Annotated in this window: 17 protein-coding genes, 2 pseudogenes, 1 riboswitch and 1 other annotated feature; of the genes and pseudogenes, 11 read left to right on the top strand and 8 right to left on the bottom strand. The window is 41.0% G+C overall.

Features of this window, described 5'->3' with window-relative positions; all coding sequences use genetic code 11:
- Positions 1 to 49: 49 nt before the first annotated feature.
- Positions 50 to 592, bottom strand: a sequence feature (16S ribosomal RNA rRNA prediction is too short).
- 762 nt (positions 593 to 1,354) lie between these two features.
- Together purH and purD are read left to right on the top strand one after the other, a co-directional pair.
- Entirely contained in the window at positions 1,355 to 2,944 is a 1,590-nt protein-coding gene (gene purH, locus OO7_RS03230; RefSeq protein WP_008914534.1) for a bifunctional phosphoribosylaminoimidazolecarboxamide formyltransferase/IMP cyclohydrolase, read from the top strand.
- A gap of 16 nt (positions 2,945 to 2,960) precedes the next feature.
- Positions 2,961 to 4,244 (top strand): phosphoribosylamine--glycine ligase, encoded by a 1,284-nt coding sequence (gene purD / locus OO7_RS03225; RefSeq protein ID WP_008914533.1) that lies wholly within the window; start codon positions 2,961 to 2,963, stop codon positions 4,242 to 4,244.
- A 161-nt stretch (positions 4,245 to 4,405) separates the two neighbouring features.
- Here the strand turns inward: purD and OO7_RS03220 are convergent, their stop codons facing one another.
- From OO7_RS03220 to nudC, 6 genes and pseudogenes are all read right to left on the bottom strand, one after another.
- Complete coding sequence (locus OO7_RS03220; RefSeq protein ID WP_008914532.1) at positions 4,406 to 5,029, bottom strand: DUF1481 domain-containing protein; 624 nt, start codon at positions 5,027 to 5,029, stop codon at positions 4,406 to 4,408.
- Positions 5,030 to 5,118: 89 nt separating this feature from the next.
- Positions 5,119 to 5,391: an HU family DNA-binding protein gene (locus OO7_RS03215; protein WP_008914531.1), complete on the bottom strand. Its 273-nt coding sequence runs from the start codon at positions 5,389 to 5,391 to the stop codon at positions 5,119 to 5,121.
- A gap of 200 nt (positions 5,392 to 5,591) precedes the next feature.
- Entirely contained in the window at positions 5,592 to 6,179 is a 588-nt protein-coding gene (locus OO7_RS03210) for a YjaG family protein (protein ID WP_008914530.1), read from the bottom strand.
- Between the two features lie 74 nt (positions 6,180 to 6,253).
- Positions 6,254 to 6,925: a deoxyribonuclease V gene (gene nfi, locus OO7_RS03205; RefSeq protein ID WP_008914529.1), complete on the bottom strand. Its 672-nt coding sequence runs from the start codon at positions 6,923 to 6,925 to the stop codon at positions 6,254 to 6,256.
- Between the two features lie 77 nt (positions 6,926 to 7,002).
- Positions 7,003 to 8,066, bottom strand: a pseudogene (hemE, locus tag OO7_RS03200) (uroporphyrinogen decarboxylase).
- Between the two features lie 85 nt (positions 8,067 to 8,151).
- Positions 8,152 to 8,940: an NAD(+) diphosphatase gene (nudC, locus tag OO7_RS03195; RefSeq protein ID WP_008914526.1), complete on the bottom strand. Its 789-nt coding sequence runs from the start codon at positions 8,938 to 8,940 to the stop codon at positions 8,152 to 8,154.
- A gap of 341 nt (positions 8,941 to 9,281) precedes the next feature.
- Here nudC and OO7_RS03190 point away from each other — a divergent pair, with 341 nt between their 5' ends.
- The 9 genes and pseudogenes from OO7_RS03190 to dcuC all read left to right on the top strand — a co-directional run bounded on the left by OO7_RS03190 (position 9,282) and on the right by dcuC (position 18,688).
- Entirely contained in the window at positions 9,282 to 10,334 is a 1,053-nt protein-coding gene (locus OO7_RS03190) for an ABC transporter substrate-binding protein (RefSeq protein WP_008914525.1), read from the top strand.
- 18 nt (positions 10,335 to 10,352) lie between these two features.
- Complete coding sequence (locus tag OO7_RS03185; RefSeq protein ID WP_008914524.1) at positions 10,353 to 11,174, top strand: alkaline phosphatase family protein; 822 nt, start codon at positions 10,353 to 10,355, stop codon at positions 11,172 to 11,174.
- Positions 11,175 to 11,227: 53 nt separating this feature from the next.
- Positions 11,228 to 12,076, top strand: a complete 849-nt coding sequence (locus OO7_RS03180) for an ABC transporter permease (protein WP_282553500.1) — start codon at positions 11,228 to 11,230, stop codon at positions 12,074 to 12,076.
- Positions 12,063 to 12,881, top strand: coding sequence for an ABC transporter permease (locus tag OO7_RS03175; RefSeq protein WP_008914522.1), 819 nt, complete (start codon positions 12,063 to 12,065; stop codon positions 12,879 to 12,881). The genes OO7_RS03180 and OO7_RS03175 overlap by 14 nt, the downstream gene beginning before the upstream one ends.
- On the top strand, positions 12,881 to 13,897 hold the full coding sequence (locus OO7_RS03170; protein ID WP_008914521.1) for an ABC transporter ATP-binding protein: 1,017 nt from the start codon (positions 12,881 to 12,883) through the stop codon (positions 13,895 to 13,897). The genes OO7_RS03175 and OO7_RS03170 overlap by 1 nt, the downstream gene beginning before the upstream one ends.
- 40 nt (positions 13,898 to 13,937) lie before the next feature.
- Complete coding sequence (locus tag OO7_RS03165; RefSeq protein ID WP_008914520.1) at positions 13,938 to 14,600, top strand: HAD family hydrolase; 663 nt, start codon at positions 13,938 to 13,940, stop codon at positions 14,598 to 14,600.
- A gap of 213 nt (positions 14,601 to 14,813) precedes the next feature.
- Positions 14,814 to 14,927: riboswitch (TPP riboswitch) on the top strand.
- Between the two features lie 195 nt (positions 14,928 to 15,122).
- Positions 15,123 to 15,530 (top strand): annotated as a pseudogene (locus tag OO7_RS03160) (phosphomethylpyrimidine synthase ThiC); the annotation flags it as partial.
- A 534-nt stretch (positions 15,531 to 16,064) separates the two neighbouring features.
- Positions 16,065 to 17,318: a peptidase T gene (pepT, locus tag OO7_RS03155; protein ID WP_008914518.1), complete on the top strand. Its 1,254-nt coding sequence runs from the start codon at positions 16,065 to 16,067 to the stop codon at positions 17,316 to 17,318.
- Positions 17,315 to 18,688 carry a C4-dicarboxylate transporter DcuC gene (dcuC, locus tag OO7_RS03150; protein WP_008914517.1) on the top strand — a complete coding sequence of 458 codons (1,374 nt, stop codon included), beginning with the start codon at positions 17,315 to 17,317 and terminating at the stop codon, positions 18,686 to 18,688. Before pepT ends, dcuC begins: the two co-directional genes overlap by 4 nt.
- 77 nt (positions 18,689 to 18,765) lie before the next feature.
- Here the strand turns inward: dcuC and OO7_RS03145 are convergent, their stop codons facing one another.
- The gene (locus OO7_RS03145) at positions 18,766 to 19,719 is read right to left on the bottom strand and encodes a hypothetical protein (RefSeq protein ID WP_043892785.1); all 954 of its coding nucleotides are present in this window, start codon (positions 19,717 to 19,719) and stop codon (positions 18,766 to 18,768) included.
- A gap of 474 nt (positions 19,720 to 20,193) precedes the next feature.
- A complete protein-coding gene (rpoC, locus tag OO7_RS03140) occupies positions 20,194 to 24,414 on the bottom strand; it encodes a DNA-directed RNA polymerase subunit beta' (RefSeq protein ID WP_008914515.1) in 4,221 nt (1,406 codons plus the stop codon).
- Positions 24,415 to 24,451 lie beyond the last annotated feature (37 nt).

Genomic DNA, 24,451 nt, shown 5'->3' with positions numbered 1-24,451 from the left:
AATCCACCATGGATCCGTGGGGGATATACCCAAACTACCTCTGGAGGGTGTTTTTGCAATGTCCGAATGACCTGGTTTAATGGCAAGGAGAAAGCCAAAGGTTGATCGCTCGGCAAGGTCGTTCCGGAGATGATATTAGCGTCAACGCAGTACTTCGGGCTGAGGAGTACTTTACAGCCATAAGGCCTTCTTCATACACGCGGCATGGCTGCATCAGGCTTGCGCCCATTGTGCAATATTCCCCACTGCTGCCTCCCGTAGGAGTCTGGGCCGTGTCTCAGTCCCAGTGTGGCTGATCATCCTCTCAGACCAGCTAGGGATCGTCGCCTAGGTGAGCCATTACCTCACCTACTAGCTAATCCCATATGGGTTCATCCGATAGCGCAAGGACCGAAGTTCCCCTGCTTTGCTCCTTAGAGATTATGCGGTATTAGCCACCGTTTCCAGTGGTTATCCCCCTCTATCGGGCAGATCCCCATACATTACTCACCCGTCCGCCGCTCGTCAGCGAGAAGCAAGCTTCTCCTGTTACCGCTCGACTTGCATGTGTTAGGCCTGCCGCCAGCGTTCAATCTGAGCCATGATCAAACTCTTCAATTAAAAGTGTTTGATGCTCAAAGAATCTTTACTGTCGCCTGATTTCCGAAGAAACCAGATTACCTATTAGTTCATATGTATATGAATTAACGTGTTAGTCACTCTTCAAGACTTTTTCAATCAAATATTTTTTGATAGTGTCTTGTGAGTGCCCACACAGATTGTCTGATAAATTGTTAAAGAGCGTTGCGACTATCTTTCGATTTTCAACCGTTTAGGTCGTTGTCGCGAGGTGGCGTATATTACGCTTACCTTTTCGAGATGTCAAGCTTTTTTCGCTTTTTCTTTTCAGAACATCTCGCTGCCGTTTTCGTTACCGCTAACTTAACATTAACTCGTTTAACTTCAAGTTGTTAACTGCGGCTCCGTCACTCATCGTTGCTTTGCATCGCCTTGTTCCCGGTCAGTGGATGCGCATTATAGGGAGCTGGAGAATTCTCGCAAGTGTTTTTTGCAAAAAAAAATTCAACTGCTGCAATCCCCAGCAAAACCCCTACTTATACCAGCTTACTCACAAACTTATCCACAAAGACAAAAATAGTTAAAATTTATCGCGCATTACGCAAACGTTTGCGTTACAATTAGCTTGAAAATACATCATTGTTTTCCTTTTTTAGTTCTAAAATTGTTAATGCTTATAGATATCTCGTGTGATGATTTGGTCACAATGAAGAAATAGGTATATATAAGAAGAGTTATTTGCTCTTATGCTTACGCTTAACCGTGTTATTGTTTTCTTATCCAAGGGATCTATCTCATGCAACTGCTTCGTCCTATTCGTCGTGCCCTACTTAGTGTGTCTGATAAAACAGGTGTTGTTGAATTTGCTAAAGCGCTTTCTCAAAGAGGTGTTGAATTACTTTCCACCGGAGGAACTGCAAAACTTCTCGCAGATTCAGGACTAAATGTGACTGAAGTTTCAGATTACACAGGGTTCCCTGAAATGATGGACGGTCGAGTTAAGACTCTGCATCCGAAAGTTCATGGTGGGATTTTAGGCCGCCGAGGCACAGATGACGCCATCATGGAACAACATGACATCTCGCCTATTGATATGGTTGTCGTCAATCTGTATCCATTTGCTCAAACTGTCGCAAAACCAAACTGCACTTTAGAAGATGCAATTGAGAATATTGATATTGGTGGCCCGACAATGGTTCGTTCAGCCGCTAAAAACCATAAAGATGTCGCCATTGTCGTTAACAGTAATGATTATGAAAGAATTATAGAAGAGCTGGATAATCACGAAAATGCATTAAATGAGTCGACCCGTTTTGACCTTGCGATCAAAGCCTTTGAGCATACTGCCGCTTACGACAGCATGATTGCAAACTATTTTGGTGAATTAGTTGCCCCTTATTATGGTGACACAACCCAGCCATCCGGCCGTTTCCCACGTACTTTAAATTTGAACTTCATCAAAAAACAAGATATGCGCTATGGTGAAAACAGCCATCAAGATGCCGCTTTCTATATAGAAGAAAATCCTAAAGAAGCATCAATTGCGACAGCAACCCAAATTCAAGGTAAAGCACTCTCTTATAATAATATAGCTGACACAGATGCCGCTCTTGAATGTGTAAAATCTTTTGATGAACCAGCATGTGTTATTGTTAAACATGCCAATCCTTGTGGTGTCGCAACGGGTGATTCTATTCATACGGCTTATGATCGCGCGTTTAAAACAGACCCAACATCAGCGTTTGGTGGCATTATTGCTTTTAACCGCCAGTTAGATAAAACCACTGCTGAAGATATTATTAAACGCCAATTTGTTGAAGTCATCATTGCCCCTTCTGTCGCAGATGATGCCTTGCCAATATTAGCAACAAAACTCAATGTTCGTGTTCTAACATGTGGTGAATGGGATAAACCTGTTGCTGGTTTAGATTTTAAACGCGTTAACGGTGGCTTATTAGTCCAAGACCGTGATTTAGGTATGGTTGGGCAAGATGAACTACGCGTAGTGAGTAAGCGCCAGCCTACAGAACGTGAATTAAAAGATGCTCTATTCTGCTGGAAAGTTGCTAAATTCGTTAAATCGAATGCAATAGTTTACGCTAAAAATAATATGACAGTAGGTATTGGTGCAGGCCAAATGAGCCGCGTTTATTCTGCAAAAATTGCAGGGATCAAAGCCGCTGATGAAGGTTTAGAAGTTGCGGGTTGTGCAATGGCATCCGATGCATTTTTCCCATTCCGTGATGGCATTGATGCTGCCGCTGAAGTCGGCGTGACTTGTGTAATCCAACCGGGTGGTTCTATTCGTGATAGCGAAGTTATTGATGCTGCCAATGAACATGGTATCGCCATGATATTTACGAATATGCGCCATTTCCGCCACTAATTATTAGGAGAATGAGATGAATATTTTAATTATTGGCGGCGGTGGGCGTGAACATGCTTTAGCTTGGAAAGCCGCACAATCTCCACTTGCTGACCAAGTCTATGTTGCGCCCGGAAATGCAGGCACAGCGTTAGAACCTGCTCTTGAAAATGTGAATATTTCAGCGACTGATATTGAAGCGCTAATTCAATTTGCTAAAGAGAAACAGATTGGCTTAACTATTGTGGGGCCAGAAGCCCCATTAGTGATTGGAATTGTTGATGCTTTTCAAAAAGCAGGATTAACTATTTTTGGCCCTCGCCAAGGTGCTGCACAACTTGAAGGCTCTAAAGCCTTTACTAAAGATTTTCTTGCACGCCATCAAATACCAACAGCAGCTTACCAAAACTTCACAGAAGTCGCGCCTGCGCTAGCTTATTTAGATGAAGTTGGTGCCCCTATTGTTATAAAAGCTGATGGCTTAGCAGCTGGCAAAGGTGTGATTGTTGCAATGACACTTGATGAAGCAAAAGATGCCGTCAAAGATATGCTGGCTGGTAATGCCTTTGGTGATGCTGGACATCGCATTGTTATTGAAGAATTTCTTGATGGTGAAGAAGCGAGCTTTATTGTCATGGTTGATGGTGAAAATGTCATTCCAATGGCAACCAGTCAAGATCATAAACGTGTAGGTGATGGTGATACAGGCCTCAATACTGGTGGGATGGGCGCTTATTCTCCAGCTCCAGTCGTAACAGATGAGATTCATCAACGCGTAATGGATCAAGTTATCTATCCTACCGTTAATGGCATGAATGCAGAAGGAAATCGCTACCAAGGTTTTCTATATGCAGGGTTAATGATTGATAAAGCAGGTAATCCAAAAGTTATCGAATTTAATTGCCGATTTGGTGACCCTGAAACTCAACCTATCATGATGCGTTTACAATCCGATTTAGTTGAATTATGCCTTGCAGGTGCTAAGGGTGAACTTGCTGGAAAAGATTCTCTTTGGGATGAGCGCCCTGCACTTGGCGTGGTTATTGCTGCGGGAGGTTATCCTGGAGATTATCACACGGGTGATGTCATTTATGGCCTACCAGCAGAAGAAGCAGCGGATAGTAAAGTGTTCCATGCTGGGACAAAATTGCAAGATGGTGAAGTGACAACAACGGGTGGTCGTGTGCTTTGTGTAACTGCATTAGGTCAAGATATTGCGCAAGCACAGAAAAAAGCTTATCAAGCCGCAGCGAATATCAATTGGGATGGTAGTTTCTATCGCAATGATATTGGTTATCGCGCAATTGCCCGCCTGAAATAATCACCAACCAGAAATTAAATACACTAAGCTGATAAAAAGGTTTCAACAAAACCGCTTTATCAGCTTTTTTCTTACCGCATAATATGACAATTATTTTTTTTCAGTTAAGAGTTGAACTGATTGAGAATAATGAGAGCATTTATCAAAAATGAATGGTGAGATTACAACGTATTTTTAGAAGGTTGCCAGCGGCAAAAATCATTGTCAGCAACCATTAATAACTGATTCCCTTCTGGTGATTCTAACCAAGCAAGATTAAGTTGTTTATGCCATACCCTCGCACGGCTTTCTATCCAATTTTGTGCATAAGGTTCAAACTTGATATTTCTTACTTCACCTTCGCAAGTCATAATTTTTCCTTGCGACCAGCGCCCTTGATATAACTTAACGCCACCCACAATAAGTGCGGTATTAATATCCAGTATCCGTTTAGCTTCGAAACGCCAACGGGTTATGTCATCTTGGGAAAGTGCGATTCTTTGATCTTTTTCTACGCGTTGCATAAAGATCACTTCATCTGCTTTGTTAAAGCGCAATTGCTCTAATATTTCTTGGTCACCTGCATTTAATATTTGGCTACGTATCTGCCAAAGCTGTCCTTCACGATATTCAAAGAAACTGACGGAAGTATCAGTGCCTTTATAAGGGCTGTAAACCACCATAAGAATTTGCGGAAGGCTATTATCACCATTAAGACGCCACATGCGGATCACACCATCATCCGCAATAAAGCCGCTGGCACTAAACTCGGGTAGTTTAGGCTTGGAGGAACAGGCGCTGAGCATTGAGATAATTCCCAATGCCAGCAACCCTTTTCGAATGAAAAAAAGGGGTCTTTGCTCACCCCCTCTAATAATTCTTGTTTGCAACTTTATTATTTTACTGCTTCTTTCAGTGCTTTACCGGCAGAGAAAGCAGGAACATTCGTTGCTGGGATAGTAATTTCTTCGCGAGTTTGCGGGTTACGACCAGTACGCTCTGCACGATGGCTGACTTTAAAAGTCCCGAAACCGACCAGTTGTACTTGTTCGCCTTTTTTCAGCGTTTCTGAAATAGCATTTAAAGTTGCTTCTAATGCTGCTTTTGCTTGCACTTTAGTCAAGTCTGCTGATTCTGCGATAGCATCAACTAATTCAGTCTTGTTCATAAATTATCCTTACACATTGTGTTTATCGTTTGCAAAGCATCGAGTGCGTCGGATATGCCAAATTGACACCCCTGATACACGCCCCCGATAGCCACTTCTCTTCTTGCCCCTAAATGTAGACCAAATTAGGGACAAATGTGAAGCTCTCATCCTCAGCATTACGGCTCTAAATCACGTTTTCACTTAGGAAATCGTGAAAATCAGTCAACCGTGATGCCAATATTACTGACACTCGCTTCACGGAGGTCAGATTTCAATCCTTTAATTAACTCTAAGTCTCTCTCTTCACAGGCAGCCAGTAAACGGAAAATTTCCCACTGGATATCCCATTCCTCTTCAATAGAGGATAATTCTTTCAATTCTTGTTCTGACATCTCTCTACCGGCTTGTGTCATTTCTAACATAGCAACGGTACGGATAGAGACTTCACTCACCGCTATAGCATGGCTCAGTGTTTCGCCACTCAATTTAGAATGGATAAGTTCACCTAAAGCAATACATGCATCAATGGCAGGATAAACACCATAAACGTCAGAATCATCAGACGACGGTATAATTTCTTCTAATTTTTCCAATTGAGTATCGAAATTAACTTTACTGTCTTTAATAATCAAGGATTCCCAGATTAAATCCAGTATTGCGCGATATATTTTCGCGCTTGCCAGTTCACTCTGCTGACAAAACATCTGAAAGTTGGGATACATTCTTTCGCATAAACATGCCATAAATGTAATATGTTGCCAGCTTTCTAGTTTTTCCAACCTTAAATGGATGGGGTTTCTTAACATAATTTCTAACTCATCAATCGTAATACTTCGCAGTTTACCTGAAAATCAACTAATGCCACATATTTTGCTGATATTTAGCTGTTCTTCTCTTCCATTCGCTTAAAAAATGTTCTATTTGATGCAATTCCGTCAGCAAAACGGGTTGGTTCTGGCAATCTATAGCCACGCAAACATCTTTCAACCCACTCCAATGAAGATGTATAGCTCATTTTATGCCCAGGTGAAATAAATAATGGGTTACACCGTTTTTTACTTCTGAGTACCCAGCCTAATTGTTCAGCTTCATGAACTAATTGCTGACAGCTGCCCGGTTCTTCACCAAGTGCTAAATAATCACCGTAGAGTTTACTTTTAGCGACACCAATTGTTGGCACATTTGCTTGTAAACCAAAATGGCAAGCAACGCCAAAACGGCGTGGATGAGCAATACCTTGACCATCCACTAACACCAAATCAGGCCGTTGATTTAATTGTGACCATGCCGCCATTAAACCCGGAACTTCACGAAATGACAATAAACCGGGAATATAAGGCAATTCGGTGGGTACACGGGCTATCTGATATTCAACAAGTTGCAAATCCGGCCATGATAAGACCACAATAACAGCACGTGTTACTGAGCCTTGTTGCTCAAATCCGACATCAGCACCACCAATAAAATGAGGCTGCTGTTCGTCATCTTGCAACACGACTAATTTCGCTTTATCAAGCTGTTCTTGCCGCAAATGTTGAGTTGAAATCGCCATAATACTCCACCATAAATGACCTAACGACTAATAATCGAACAAAATAATGGCTTTCGTCTATTCAATAAACCATTCTATTATTGATGGTATTGACGAGAATAACGGTGAACTGCATCAACAAATGCACCGGCATGTTCTGGTGGTACATCTTGATGAATACCATGACCTAAATTAAAGACATGCCCATTGCCATGACCAAAGCCTGCCAATATGTGCTGAACTTCTTCTTCAATACGTGGAATTGGGGCATATAACATAGAAGGGTCCATATTTCCTTGTAATGCCACTTTATCGCCAACGCGACGACGCGCATCAGCAATTTCAGTCGTCCAATCTAAACCTAATGCATCACATCCAGTTGCAGCCATTGCTTCTAACCACTGACCGCCACCTTTAGTAAACAGTGTCACAGGCACACGACGCCCTTCATTTTCGCGGATCAAACCATCAATAATTTTCTGCATATAATTCAGTGAAAAATCAAGGTAATCGCGTTGAGTTAGCACACCGCCCCAAGTGTCAAAAATCATAATAGATTGTGCGCCAGCACGGATTTGCGCATTGAGGTATAAAATCACACTATCCGCTAATTTATCAAGTAACAGATGTAAAGCATTCGGGTCTTCATACATCATTTTTTAATTTTTGTGAAGGCTTTACTGCTTCCACCTTCAACCATGTAGGTTGCGAGCGTCCACGGGCTACCTGAAAAACCAATTAAAGGCACGTCGCCATTAAGCGCTTTACGAATGGCTCTTACTGCATCCATCACATAACCTAATTCCATTTCTGGGTCAGGAATGGGGATATTTTTGACATCCGCGAAACTGCTTACTGTTTTTTTAAAACGCGGCCCTTCGCCCGTTTCAAAATAAAGGCCAAGGCCCATTGCATCAGGGATCGTTAAGATGTCAGAAAATAAAATGGCGGCATCTAATGGAAAACGGCGTAATGGTTGAAGTGTCACTTCACAGGCAAGCTCAGTATTTTTACACAGAGAAAGAAAATCACCAGCTTGTGCACGTGTTGCTTTATATTCTGGTAGATAACGCCCCGCTTGACGCATCATCCATACCGGGGTGGTATCTACAGGCTGACGTAACAAAGCACGTAGATAGCGGTCATTTTTCAACTCAGTCATTATTTACTCCATTATAATCAGTGGCCACCACACGTGGTTGAAGGCGTCATTGTAGCATGTAAAGGTCGCAATATCAGAAGCTGCACTATTTGAATATCACGTCATCCTGCCGACATAGCGCAACAGTATCTTCAATTAGGCGTCTCGCAATTGTGTCACTTGGCGGAATTTTGGGTAAATCATCATAGTGATACCATGCGGCACTCACTAATTCATTTGGGTCAATTTCAATTTCACCACTTTCATAATCAGCTAAAAAGCCCATCATTAATGAATGTGGGAATGGCCACGGCTGAGAAGAAACGTAGCGAATATTGCGTATTTTGATGCTGCTCTCTTCCATGACTTCGCGTCGCACAGCCTCTTCTAATGTTTCACCCACTTCCACAAACCCTGCAAGTACCGTAAAACGTGGGTTTTTAATATGACGGCGATGTTGCGCGAGTAGAATGTGGTCACCCCGACGAATACCCACAATAATACAAGGTGCTATTTGCGGATAATAACGTTCATGGCAGTGATCACAAAGGCAAGCCCATTCAGTTGCACTGTGTCTCATTGCAGTGCCACAGTATCCGCAATAGCGATGAGAGCGATAGAATTCAGCTAACTGAACACCTCGACCTGCGAGACGAAATAATCCTTCATCTTCAGCAGCCACCAAACGTGGTGATGCCATGTCTGCTGGCATTTTTTCTGCAATCAACCAAACGACTTCACCTTGCCATTCACCAATTGGTGTTGCTATTTTTCCGATTAATGACCATTCTGCTGCTGTTCCTTTGGGGATCTCACCTTGCGGTAACCATAAACGCCCCACAAAGCAGATAAACCACCAGCCGTTTTCTGCCCCAGTTAATGTTACTTTTGTCATTTTTCACATCTTTTATTTAAATAAATAATTGCCCATTACTCATGGAATAGACGTTTTCAACAATGTAATTCAATCATTCCATTTAGTCATTTTTCAAACCCTTTTTTGACACTTTTTAGACTGTTCTTATCAAAAAGGCTTTATATTTATAAATTAGCATGACAAATAAGTCATAAAATAATCTGAGTATAAAAAGGATGTAACGAGTAAAACCAGCATAGTCAACCTACCGTAGCGCGAAATATGACAGATATAAAAAATGTCATAAATCTTTCAACTCTCTGTCACGTTAAAAAACTAGCATGCACTAAACGCATTCCTTCTACCCTGTGAGAGATAAAATGAAAGCTATCGTACCTGCAATCTTGATTTCACTAACCGCCTCAAGTTTTGCTGCAACAGCAGAAACTGATCTAACAACCCTAATTAATGCTGCAAAGAAAGAAGGGCAAGTATACAGCGTTGGTATGCCTGATTCATGGGCTAACTGGCAAGGAACTTGGCAAGATCTTGAAAAAGAATATGGTTTAAAACATCAAGATACTGATATGAGCTCAGCACAAGAAATTGCTAAATTTGCCGCAGAGAAAAATAATGCTACTGCTGATATTGGTGATGTTGGTGCCGCATTTGGCCCTGTTGCCGTATTAAAAGGCGTTACTCAACCTTATAAACCAACAACATGGTCACAGATCCCAGATTGGGCAAAAGATAAAGATGGGCATTGGGCTTTGGCTTATACGGGCACAATTGCTTTTATGATTAATAAAGATTTAGTCAAAGACGCACCAAAAAGTTGGGAAGATTTACTCAAAGGTGATTATAAAGTCACAGTTGGAGATGTCGGGATTGCGGCACAGGCCAACAATGCTGTTCTAGCGGCGGCTTTTGCGCGTGGTAGTGATGAAAATAATCTACAACCTGCCATCGAATTTTTTGGTGAACTCGCGAAACAGAAACGTTTATCAGTAAATAACCCAACCGTCGCCAATATTGAAAAAGGTGAAGTCGAAGTTGGCATTTTATGGGATTTCAATGCTCTAAATTACCGTGATCAGATCAACCGAGATCGCTTTGAAGTTGTTATCCCTTCTGATGGATCCGTTATTTCCGGTTATACCACCATTATCAATAAATTCGCAAAAAACCCGAACGCAGCCAAACTTGCCCGCGAATTTATCTTTAGTGATAAAGGACAGCTTAACCTTGCAGAAGGCTATGCTCGCCCTATCCGCGCAACACACTTAACACTGCCAGAAAATGTCAAAGCAAAATTGCTACCAGATGAGCAATATAAAAATGTTCATCCGATTAAAAATGCAGATGGTTGGGAAAAATCATCACGTAATTTACCAAAAATGTGGCAGCAACAAGTGTTAATTCACCAACAGTAATTAGGAATTAAAAGCCTCATGTCTAATAAAGTCATACTTATTGTGCTAGACGGCTTGAGCTATCCAGTAGCCCATCATTGTATGGGCTATCTTAATGGTCTTATTGAAGCGGATAGTGCAACTCTTTATAAGCTGGAATGTGAATTACCATCAATGTCGCGTCCTTTATATGAATGCATATTAACGGGTATTTCGCCAATTAAAAGTGGCATCGTCAATAACGAAGTGGTGCGACTTTCTTACTTTGATAGTATTTTTTCACTAGCCCAAAAAGCCGGAAAAACAACGGCTGCAGCTGCTTATTATTGGGTAAGTGAACTGTATAACCGTGCGCCCTTTGTCGTAATACGTGACCGTTTTACGCATGATATTCAGCTACCTATTCAGCATGGCTGTTTTTATCAAGCTGATCACTATCCTGATGATCACCTTTTTATGGATGCAGAATATCTGCGGTCAACTTATTCCCCAGATTTTTTACTGATCCACCCAATGAATATTGATGATACTGGCCACAAATTTGGTTTCGATTCGCCACAATACCGCAATGCCGCGCGGAAAATTGATACAGTTTTATCAAGCTACCTTCCATCGTGGATTGAACAAGGCTATCAAATCATGGTGACCAGTGACCATGGCATGAATAATGACCACAGCCACGGCGGCATATTGGCAGAAGAACGCACAGTGCCTTTATTTGTGATTGGTAACCAATTTTCACACCAAGCGCAATGTGCTGTAGAACAAACCGAGATTTGTGGAACAGTCTGCGCTTTGCTCGGCATTGATTTTACAGATAAAAAAATCTGCCATGAGCTGCTCGCGGGAGATCAATCATGAGTAACGTCAGCATTTCATGTGAGCAAGCCTGCCCGCAACGGGAGAAAAAAGTTATGCTTAAAAAATCTTTTAGGCAATTTCACTGGCGCGCAATGCTACTTACCTTGCCTTTTTTTATTCTATTTTTCTTATTTCAAATCGCCCCCATGATTTGGGTATTAGTGAATAGTTTTATTGCAGAAGAAACTTGGTCATTAGCCCATTATATTGAGATTTTAACCAGTGACTTCTATTTGCAATCTTTCCAAAATACACTTTGGCTATCCATTATTTGTAGTGTTGTTGGCTTATTGATCTCCGCAATCACTGCATTTTCGATTTATAAAATGCAGGGCAAAATTCGCCGCTTAATGATTTCATTAACAACAATGGCAAGCAACTTTAGCGGTGTACCATTGGCTTTCGCTTTCATCATCATTCTTGGCTTTAATGGCGCGATTACCTTACAGCTCAAAGCATGGGGGCTGATTGAAGATTTCAATATTTATAGCGCAAGTGGCTTGATGGTGTTGTATATCTACTTTCAAATCCCACTAGGCATTTTATTACTCTATCCTGCTTTTGATGCTTTAAAGCCAGAATGGGAAGATGCCGCAAAAACGATGGGCGCGAGTAAGCTAACATACTGGAGGACAGTTGCTATTCCCGTAATATCTCCAGCATTACTCGGAACATTTATCATCTTAGTGGCGAATGCAGTCGGTGCCTATGCCAGCACTTATGCTTTAACAAGTGGTAATTACAACCTTGTAACCATTCGCATCGGCAGCCTAGTTTCTGGCGACCTCTATTTAGAACCCAATTTAGCTGCCGCATTGTCGGTATTGCTGATTGCTATTTTAGCTTTTATTACCGCGATTCATCATTGGTTATTAAAACGGAGCTATCATGCAAAATCATAGCCTCACGATAAAAACGAGACAGAACTCAGGATTATGGTTACATAAACTCATTTTAATCAGTGTTGCTGCACTGCTCGTGTTACCTATCATTGCAACATTTATCTATTCTATGGCAACACAATGGGGAGCCACTGTATTACCGGATGCCCTAACCATAAAATGGTACTTACAGCTTTGGCAAGATCCGCGTTTTTTAATGGCTTTTGGTCGCTCATTAATTATCTGTTTCGGCACATTATTGATTAGCACCGTCGTCATTTTACCCGTGACCTTTGTTGTTTTTTACCGCTTCCCAAAAATGAAAGGTTTGATGGATCTATTCATTATTTTACCTTTTGCCATCCCGCCTGTTGTTTCATCCGTTGGGTTACTGCAAATTTTTGCAGATGAGCCTTTAATGCTAGTTGGAACACCTTGGATTTTAATCGGCACCTATTTCACCATCACATTGCCGTTTATGTACCGAGCGCTAGCCAATAGTTTCCAAGGCATTAACTTGCATGACCTAATGGATGCTGCACATCTATTAGGCGCTAGCACATTTAAAGCGTTTTTCTTGATTATATTGCCGAATATTCGCAAAGGCTTTCTGGTTTCACTGCTGATCTCATTTTCATTTTTGATGGGTGAGTTTGTTTTTGCCAATATTTTGGTGGGAACACGTTATGAAACCTTACAAATTTACTTATTTAATATGCGTCAAACGAGTGGTCATTTCACCTCTGCGTTAGTGATGTCTTATTTTCTATTCACATTGCTGCTCACTTGGCTTGCAATGCGTATGAGCCGGTCTGGAGATAAATAATGAGTTACGTTATTGCTGAAAACCTAAGTAAATCATTTGGTCAAAATAATGTTTTTACTGATATCCAGTTCACCATTGAAAAAGGTGAGTTTATCACCCTACTCGGTCCAAGTGGCTGCGGAAAGTCCACCTTATTACGCTGCATTGCGGGTCTAGAGCAACCTGATAATGGTGAGCTTTATATTAATCGCAAAAACATTACCCAACAGGCAGCTCAGCAACGCGGTGTCGGCATGGTTTTTCAAAGCTATGCACTGTTCCCCAATATGACAGTTGAAGAAAATATTGCCTTTGGTTTAAAAATGCAAAAAGTAGAAAGTAACGAGAGAAAAACAGCCGTTGCCAAAGTCATTGAACTTGTTGAACTCGAAGGTAAAGAGCAGCAATATCCTCATCAATTATCAGGTGGACAGCGCCAACGCGTTGCTCTCGCTCGCGCATTGGTTGTCAAACCACAAGTATTGCTGTTAGATGAGCCCTTATCTGCATTGGATGCCCGTATTAGAAAACATCTTCGCCAACAAATTCGTCATATACAACGTGAACTGAATCTCACCACCATTTTTGTCACGCATGACCAAGATGAAGCGATGATTATGTCTGACCGTATCTTTTTAATGAATAAAGGTTCTATTATTCAAAGTGATACAGCCGAAAATATTTATACTCAGCCAGCTAATGAATTTGTTGCTCGCTTTATGGGGCACTACAACCTTGTTGAAGCCGAAAAAGCCAATGAATTATTAGGTCTGAGTTTACAAGGTATTCTTGCTATTAGGCCTGAATCCATTTATGTAAAAGAAGCTGGCAGGCATTATGGTGAGCACATTTCCCATCCTGTGGATGCCGTTATTCTTGACCACCAGCTACTCGGCAATATCATTCGTTACTCAGTCAATACACTTGCTGGTAATATGACGGTTGATTTACTTAATCGCTCATCTGAACGTTTATTAGAGCCAGGAACACACCTTGAACTCATGTTTAATAAAAATGAAATTCGTGCTCTGAGTTAATAACAGTTTCTCGCATAATAAACACAACAAGGAGAATACGATGCAAACCAAATTGGCTATTTTTGATCTTGATGACACGCTTATTCAGGGAGATAGCAGTGTTCTTTGGACTCAATATTTATGGGATAACAACATCATTACTGATCCCAGCTTTGTTGAAGCTGATAAAGAAATGATGGCGCAATATAATGCTGGCACGCTCAATATGGCAGCTTATTTGCAGTTTAACCTGCAAACATTAGCTGGCGTTCCCATTCAACAAGTCGATAGCTGGCTAGATGATTTTGTGGCAACACGAATTTTACCGCGTATTTATCCCGATGCCGTCAAAACGATCGCACAATACCGATCACAAGCGATCCCCGTGATTATCATTTCTGCAACCGTATCATTTATTGTCAAAAAAATTGCACAACATCTCAATGCAGATATTGCTATGGGGATTGACCTAAAAGAGAACCAAGGCTGCTACACGACTGAAATTGAGGGTATTCCAACCTTTAAAGAAGGCAAAGTTAAGCGGCTGATGCAATGGATTCAACATCAGAAAATCACGGATGCTTATCTCTATTTTTATACCGATTCTGCAAATGATCTCCCAATGTGTGAGTTTGCTGATGAGGTGTTTATTGTCAATGGCGATCAAAAATTACAGCAAGCTGCCAAGGCAAAGTACTGGCAACAGTATCATTGGGTGCTTTAGCTTTTAACATATTCTTATTTTTGAGTGAGAATTTCGTACCATTAAAATAATCTTTTTCCTCTAATACATTCATGTAAAAGAGAAAGCAGCAATCAAAACGATATCTGCTTATCATGCGTGACAGAAAAAAGAGAAAAGAAGATGGTGGTTTAAGTCGCTGAATGCAGCCAGCACACTTATTGCTTGAACAATAACGAAGAAACTTTATACTGAACTTTCTTGTCGGAGTGCCTAGTACATAAATATGTGCAGGCTGAGACCGTTAATTCGGGATCCGCGGAACCTGATCGGGTTAATACCTGCGAAGGGAACAAGAGTAATTATTTAGCGTCATCATTTTGGTTATTTCATTTTTTCCATCGATAGATTGATGAAAAAAGCAACATATCGAAAATGACAACACCCTAAAATGCGCTGCCGCATCTTACCATTACTCCATCCGAACTCTAGACAAGCAACTTTCTACGATAAACCCGCTATGCGTTTAAACGTAATAGCCTGTGACAATGTCAGGAATTTGCTATGTCCCAAAACTCAATTATACCAACAACTGATCTATCACCAAAAGCAGCACCGGCACGAACGCGTAAAGCACAACGTGATGCAGCTGAAGATTTTATCAACACTATTTCCGGTGTTTCATTTCCTAATTCCCAACGTATTTACTTAACGGGATCACGGGAAGATATTCAAGTTCCCATGAGAGAAATCCAACTCTCACAAACATTAATTGGCGGCGATAAAGATAATCCGCAATTTGAAGATAATGAGCCAGTGCCTGTTTATGATACATCAGGCCCTTATGGCGACCCGGCTTCGGAACTAAATGTACATAAAGGGCTGAAAAAAATCCGAGCAACTTGGATTGCCGAACGTCATGATAACCGCAGCGCAGCGCAAGTTGCTGAATCACTCATTCGCGCTGGGCTACAACCTGTTTGGAAAGATTGGGATCAATACTTAGGCCGCTAATCTTACAAAGATAATATCAAGGAAGATATTATCTTTGTTTTCTTAGAATAGATTAAAGATATTGATATATATTATGTCATTTAACAAAATTAGTGGAGATAAGATTATATTTAAATCAAATATTTTATGTTTATTTTAAGATAACTTTATTAATTTATAAAAAATAATCTATACTTGTATTCATGATATTAATATCTAATTTATCACAAATTAGATAAAGTTAAAAAATATATGTTAATTATCAACATATCTTAGAGAAAACAATAAAAAACCAATATACAACATAGAGTTGCATGACATTTGAAAATTCTCATTTAATGATAAAATTAAAAGGCCAGTATAATAATTCATTATTTTAATAATATCTTCTTCTAATTATCAATTTTATATCCTCCGTAACATTTTAAAGAAATTTTATCGATTCAATATTTATCTTTTTATTATTCATGATACAAAAAATACTCATAATAATAATGCTGGAGAATGAAAGTAATGAATATTGTCGATAGATTTATTTCTTATACACAAATTAACACCACCACCGATAGGGAAAAAGGCGCCGCTGGCATTATGCCATCTTCAGAAGGGCAGCGTGTTTTAGCAAAACAATTAGTGAAAGAGCTAGAAGCACTCGGCGTTGAAGATATCAAATTACGTGATACCGCCATTGTCACTGCAACATTACCGTCAAACCTCGATTATGATGTTCCAACTGTTGCTTTCTTTGGACATTTAGATACCAGTGCAGAACAAACCAATGATACTAAAGCACAAATTTTGCCATATAACGGCGAAGATCTGTGTTTAAACAAAGAATTAAATATTTACCTGCGTAAAAGCGAATTTCCTGAACTGACCAACTACCTCGGTGATGACATTATTGTCACCGATGGTACTAGCCTGCTAGGCGCTGATGATAAAGCAGCCATCGCTTCCATTATGGACATGCTCCAATATTTTAAACAAAACCCACAAATTAAACACGGTACAATCAAAATCGGTTTTGTTCCTGATGAAGAACAAGGTTTACGAGGCGCAAAAGTATTTGATGTGCAAGAGTTTGGTGCAGACTTCGCCTATACCCTTGATTGCTGCGGTATTGGCGAATTAGTTTATGAAAACTGGAATGCAGGTGATGCTGAAATTATCTTTACAGGTAAATCGGCTCATCCAATGTCAGCAAAAGGAAAATTAATCAATTCACTTTTAATGGCACAAAAATTTATCGCTATGCTACCCGGTGGTGAAGCGCCAGAATATACCGAGGGGCGTGAAGGTTATTATTGGGTAAAGCAGATGTCAGGTAACAGCGCGCGTACTGTGCTAAAAATGGATATTCGTGATTTTACCGAAGAAGGCTATCAATCAAGAATGGCGTTCTTGAAAAAACTATCTGAATGTTGCGAACAGCTGTGGGGAGAAGGCAGCATCAAATGCTCATTAGCCGATCGCTACTCCAACGTTTATAACAGTTTACAAGGTGAAAACCGTTATCCAATTGATGTTGCTGTCGAAGCCTACCAAGCTTGTGGTATTACCCCAAAAGTAATCCCAATGCGCGGTGGTTATGATGGTGCGGCGTTATCTCAAAATGGATTACCTTGCCCAAATATCTTCACAGGTGCACATAATTTCCATTCCATCTATGAATATTTGCCCGTTAAATCGCTATATGCAGCAAGTGATGTGCTAAAGCAAGTCGTGCAGATCACAGCTGAGCGTTTCAAGCCAGGAGCTAAAGCATGATCCCAATTTTAACGGTTCTTATTATCGTTATTTTGGTCGCGCGGTTTATACTCAAAGGCTACAAGGCAGAACCTATCTTATTTATTGCTGGTTTGGTTCTCATGATATGTACCCAAGCTCTCGGTTGGGGATCTATCTTACCTAAAAATGTAGCTTCTACAGGATTAACTTGGCTAGACTCCTTTGAAGTCATGCGCGACCTCTTTAGTAGCCGTGCCGCCGATCTCGGCTTAATGATCATGGCATTGATGGGATTCGCCCATTATATGGATCATATTGGTGCGAATGAAGCCGTTGTCAGCGTCGCTACTAAACCTTTGAAAAATATGCGTTCGCCTTATGTCCTGCTATTTTTCTCATTTTTATTGGCGAGTATATTGCAACTTGCGATCCCATCAGCAACAGGCTTAGCTGTTCTACTCATGGGTACCATGTTTCCAATCATGATTGGGCTTGGATTATCTCCAGCTTCCGCTGCCGGTGTTATCGCCACTTCTCTTGGGGTTGCCTACACGCCAACTGCGATTGATGCCATTCGTGGTGCTAAAGCAGTGGATATGTCAGTTGTTGAATATGTGTTGTACTATCAAGGTCCTGCGGCACTAGCGACTGTTCTTGCTGTTGGTATCACACATATTTTCTGGCAACGTCATTGTGACCGAAAAATTGGCTTTATTCCTGCTATTGGTAAAGCCGTCCAATCACATGAAGGAGAAGAAAAGAAAAAGAACATCCCTAGCTATTATGCTATTTTACCCATGCTGCCAATTATCATGGCAGTGGGATCGTCGAATTTATTCTTTGAAGGAATTCATCTTGATGTCGTCACAATCGTCTTAATTTCAATGGCGATTTGTATGCTCATCGAAACACTGCGCACTCACAATTTCAAAGTAGTGTGTAATGGCTTCCAACATTTTTTAAATGGCATGGGTCATGCTTTTAGTAATGTAGTTGGATTACTCGTTGCCGCAGGCGTATTTGCTCATGGTATTAAAGTCAGTGGTGCAATTGACCAACTTATTCTGCTCGCGGAATCTGTCGGTTTACCACCATTTGCGATGGCACTTGTCTTTGCGTTAGTGACATTGGCAGCAGCCATTATCATGGGCTCAGGAAATGCACCATTCTTAGCTTTTGTCGAATTGATTCCACAAATTGCTCATAGCATGGGCGTTAATCCTATCGCGATGATCTTACCAATGCAGCAAGCATCGCACATGGGACGAGGGATGTCTCCAGTTTCAGGCGTTATCATTGCCGTTTCCAGTGGCGCAAAACTCCAGCCATTTGATGTTGTTAAACGAACAGCCGTGCCTTTACTTGTCGGCTTTGTCATCCATTGCGCTATTATCGGCATTTTTTATTAATCAGCATTGATATTAATGAGTTAATAAATTACTTAGGCGGGCAATACAATATTGCTCGCCTTTTATTATGCTAAATATTAATGTTTACAACGACAAAGTTTCTTATCTTTCTTACTATCATCATGATCATCTTTACAGCATGCATCAATGGCTTTATTCAAGATCTCAGCTAACCGACCAATTGTTGCTAAAATAGTTGGTAACTGCTCACACACACTTTCGCAATTAGCTTTACCATTAACATTTGGTTTAGCCGGTGGATTCAAACTATCACAAAGAATTTCTTGTAAAACTAATGAAAAATTAGCGATCCCCGTAGTATAAATATAAGAGCGCCCACCCGTTTGTTCTGCCAGCCGTTCATACTCTTTGGTGATTTTATCTCTATCTGCAAGTGACGGAAAACTATCGAGATTAGAAGGATCGTCATTGGGTGTGCCTTGATATGTGTAGACCTTGACTTGTTCCTGCTGTGCAACAGATATAGCCTCATCATTTTTATCAATGGCTGCTTGAGTTAAAATACCCCCGCCCCCTTCCATACCTTCATCACCCAACACAAAAATTGCCCGACGAGCATTCTCTCGCCAATCAAAATATTTACTGGCATCAATGACTGCACGACAGAGATCTTCGCGATTTCCCCTATGATCTAATCCATCAGCTTCTTTAAAAGGTGCTCTTGCTTGTAAATTTGCCTCTTTAACACCACGTCCAATCAGGTAATCACTGACAGATTGATCAAATTTCGTATTATCCCAAGTGCCTTGAATACCTAAGAAAGTTGCTCTAAGTCGCGAAGGGCATTTTTCTGATGCATTCTGAATCGCAGCATCAATCTGATCACTAAGATCTTGAGATTCATCAGACATAGAACCACTGGTATCAATAATGATCACTAAATCTAATGCAACGGGTCCAGTCCCCGTAATCACTTGGGATACCGTGCTAACATCTGCGGTAGGTGCAGTAGGTGCAGCTGCTGAAAGAACATCTGAAACAAGGGAATTCATATTTTCTTTTTTATTCATAATGCTATTCCTGATAAATTTAATAATATTGACTTTAATAAATTTAATCATCATTGTTTTCTTTTATCACAATGATAATTTAACGCCTATATTGTTTATTAATTTTCATTCATAACACATTACAAATAAAAACAGGTTGTTATTATTTTTAATGCCTATATATTTAAGTTATCATAAAAAATATAATAAAATTATTTTAATTCAATAAATTAAAGGAATTTCCTTGAGTGTGATTTTTTATTTTATGATTGATAAAGTCTTTATTTAAAAATATTAATTTTAAAATCCAAATAAATTAATAACTATTATTAATATTTATCTCTATTTAGAATGATTTATTTTTAATATTAATTGTTTTGAAAATTAATATTAAGTGGAACTGTATTTTCATCAAAAATTTATTTAAAGGATAAAAAAACCGGTGCATTTAAGTGCACCGGTTCGATTATCATGTTGCAAATAGACTAATTAGTCTTATTTGTTATCGCTGCTAAAACCTGCATTTAACAGTTCAGCCAAGTTAGCAGTTGCTTCATCAGCACTAACTTGTGGAGCCTCAACCACATCATTCAGATGACGGCGACGTGTACGGTCTTGATGATAAGCAAAACCAGTACCCGCTGGGATCAAGCGGCCAACAATAACGTTTTCTTTCAGACCGCGAAGTTCATCGCGTTTACCTGCAACTGCAGCTTCTGTCAGTACGCGTGTTGTTTCTTGGAACGATGCCGCAGAAATGAAGGATTCTGTTGCCAAAGATGCTTTAGTGATACCCAATAGGTCACGAGCATAATTTGCAGGAATTTTACCTTCCATTTCAAGTTTACGGTTAGCAACTTTAACGCGTGAGTATTCAATTTGCTCACCTTCGAGGAATTCAGAGCTTCCTGCGTCAGCAATTGTAACCTTACGTAGCATCTGACGAACGATAACTTCAATGTGTTTATCGTTAATCTTAACGCCTTGTAAACGGTAAACTTCCTGAACCTCGTTAGTGATATAACGCGTTACTGCATGGACGCCACGCAAACGCAGAATATCATGTGGAGATTCTGGACCATCAGAAACAACGTCACCACGTTCAACGATTTCACCCTCAAACACGTTCAATTGACGCCATTTAGGGATCATCTCTTCGTACGGATCGCTACCATCTAATGGCGTGATAACCAGACGGCGTTTACCTTTCGTTTCTTTACCAAACGAAATAATACCGCTGATTTCTGCCAAGATTGCAGGCTCTTTCGGACGACGAGCTTCGAACAAGTCAGCTACGCGTGGCAGACCACCCGTGATATCTTTAGTACCCACAGATTCTTGTGGAATACGCGCTAAAGTATCACCGGCATTGATAGCAATACCATCATCCAACTGAACAATTGCTTTACCCGGTAAGAAATACTGAGTAGGCATATCTGTGTTCGGGATCAGAACATCGTTACCATTTGCATCAACAACACGCAGTGCAGGACGTAAATCTTTACCACCTGCGGTACGCTCAGCTGTATCCAGAACAACAATTGAAGACAGACCTGTTAATTCATCAGTTTGACGAGTGACAGATTGGCCATCAATCATATCAGAGAAGCGGATAATACCGGATACTTCACTGACAACTGGCATTGTATGTGGATCCCAGTTTGCAACTGTTTCACCACCATTCACTGACGCGCCATCACCTTTGGTTAAGTGTGCACCATAAGGAACTTTATAGCTCTCTTTAGTACGACCGAACTCATCAATCAGACGCAATTCAGTATTACGTGAAGTAATAACTAATTTGCCTTCTGAGTTGGTAACGTATTTCGCATTGAACAGTTTCAGTGTACCCGTGTTACGCACTTGGATACTTGATTCTGCTGCCGCACGAGATGCCGCACCACCGATGTGGAACGTACGCATCGTCAACTGTGTACCTGGTTCACCGATTGACTGTGCTGCAATAACCCCGATAGCTTCACCTTTGTTAATGATATGACCACGAGCAAGGTCACGACCATAACAGTGAGCACACACACCGAAGTCAGTTTCACAGCTTACGACTGAACGGACTTTAACGCTGTCAACAGAGTTTTCTTCTAACAGGTCACACCATTTTTCGTGTAGCAAAGTGTTACGTGGAACAAGAATATCAGCTGTTCCTGGGATCAGGATATCTTCAGCTGTCACACGACCAAGTACACGCTCACGCAGTGGCTCTTTAACATCGCCACCCTCGATAACCGGAGTCATCAAGATACCTTCGTGAGTACCACAGTCATCTTCAGTCACAACCAAGTCTTGTGCTACGTCAACAAGACGACGAGTCAAGTAACCTGAGTTTGCTGTTTTCAATGCTGTATCCGCAAGACCTTTACGAGCACCATGCGTAGAGATAAAGTACTGAAGAACGTTTAGACCTTCACGGAAGTTTGCTGTAATTGGGGTTTCGATGATTGAACCATCTGGTTTAGCCATCAGACCACGCATACCAGCTAGCTGACGGATCTGCGCAGCAGAACCACGAGCACCGGAGTCGGCCATCATAAAGATACTGTTGAAAGAGACCTGTTGTTCTTCTTCACCATCACGGTTAATGACAGTTTCAGTAGACAGGTTTTCCATCATCGCTTTAGCAACACGTTCGTTTGCCGCAGCCCAGATATCGATAACTTTGTTGTAACGTTCGCCTGCTGTTACAAGACCAGATTGGAACTGTTCTTGAATTTCAGCAACTTCAGCTTCTGCTTCTGCGATGATACCGGCTTTTTTCTCAGGAATAACCATGTCATCGATACCAACTGATGCACCAGAACGAGCAGCGTAAGCGAACCCGGTGTACATAATTTGGTCAGCAAAAATAACAGTTGGTTTCAATCCTAAAACGCGGTAACAAGTATTCAGCATTTTAGAGATAGCTTTCTTACCTAACGCTTGGTTAACCAAAGAGTAAGGTAGACCTTTTGGTACGATCATCCATAAAATCGCACGGCCAACGGTGGTATCAACCAAGCCAGTATTGACTGTGATGTTACCTTCGCCATCTTTCACTTCTTCAGTGATACGAACTTTTACGCGGGCATGCAGTGAAGCATGACCTGAACGGTAAACACGCTCGGCTTCTTTAGGTCCATTTAAGACCATGCCTTCGCCTTTCGCGTTTACACAGTCACGAGTCATGTAGTAAAGACCCAATACAACGTCCTGAGAAGGAACGATGATAGGCTCACCACTTGCAGGTGATAGAATGTTGTTTGTTGACATCATCAACGCACGCGCTTCTAACTGTGCTTCTAAAGTTAGAGGAACGTGTACCGCCATTTGGTCACCATCGAAGTCGGCGTTATATGCCGCACAAACCAGAGGGTGCAATTGGATAGCTTTACCTTCGATCAAGATTGGTTCGAAAGCTTGGATACCCAGACGGTGAAGTGTTGGCGCACGGTTCAGCATAACTGGGTGTTCGCGGATAACTTCATCCAAGATATCCCAAACAACTGATTCTTCACGCTCAACCATTTTCTTCGCAGCTTTAATGGTTGTTGCCAAACCACGTAATTCTAATTTGCCATAGATAAATGGTTTGAATAGCTCAAGAGCCATTTTCTTAGGCAGACCGCACTGATGCAGACGCAGGTATGGACCTACGGTGATAACAGAACGACCAGAGTAGTCAACACGCTTACCAAGCAAGTTCTGACGGAAACGACCTTGTTTACCTTTGATCATATCAGCCAAAGATTTCAGAGGACGTTTGTTTGAACCTGTAATTGCACGACCACGACGACCGTTATCTAACAGTGCATCAACCGCTTCTTGCAACATACGTTTTTCGTTACGTACGATGATATCAGGCGCAGCCAGATCCAGAAGACGTTTTAGACGGTTATTACGGTTAATTACGCGACGATACAGATCGTTAAGATCAGATGTTGCGAAACGACCACCATCCAATGGTACTAATGGACGTAGATCTGGTGGCAATACTGGCAGAACATTTAAGATCATCCATTCTGGTTTATTACCAGATTGAATAAATGCTTCTAACAGCTTAATACGCTTAGTCAGCTTCTTACGTTTCGTTTCAGAATTTGTTTCATTCAATTCTTCACGTAACGTTTCGCACTCATTTTCGAGGTCGAGATTTTTCAACAAACCTTGGATTGCTTCTGCACCCATTTTTGCATCAAATTCATCACCGAACTCTTCTAGTGCGTCAAGATATTGTTCTTCAGTCAGAATCTGGCGACGTTCAAGGCTAGTCATCCCGCCTTCAACAACAACATATGATTCAAAATAAAGAACACGCTCAATATCACGTAAAGGCATATCAAGCAGCAAACCGATACGAGATGGCAGTGATTTTAAGAACCAAATGTGCGCAGTCGGAGAAGCTAGTTCAATATGACCCATGCGCTCACGACGGACTTTAGTTTGTGTAACTTCAACGCCACACTTCTCACAAATCACACCACGGTGTTTTAAACGTTTGTACTTACCGCACAAGCATTCGTAGTCTTTTACTGGCCCGAAAATACGCGCACAGAAAAGGCCGTCACGCTCAGGTTTGAACGTACGGTAGTTAATAGTTTCTGGCTTTTTCACTTCACCGAATGACCACGAACGGATCATATCAGGAGATGCCAGAGCAATTTTGATCGCATCAAACTCTTCGGTCTTGGTTTGCGCTTTCAGAAACTTAATTAAGTCTTTCACAAAATGGCTCCTGTCGGAGTTAGACCTGTCAGGTGAG

The sequence above is a fragment of the Providencia sneebia DSM 19967 genome (assembly GCF_000314895.2).
GTDB classification, from domain to species: domain Bacteria; phylum Pseudomonadota; class Gammaproteobacteria; order Enterobacterales; family Enterobacteriaceae; genus Providencia; species Providencia sneebia.
Note: the sequence above shows the minus strand (reverse complement) of the source record. Positions and strands in the feature narration are given on the sequence as shown.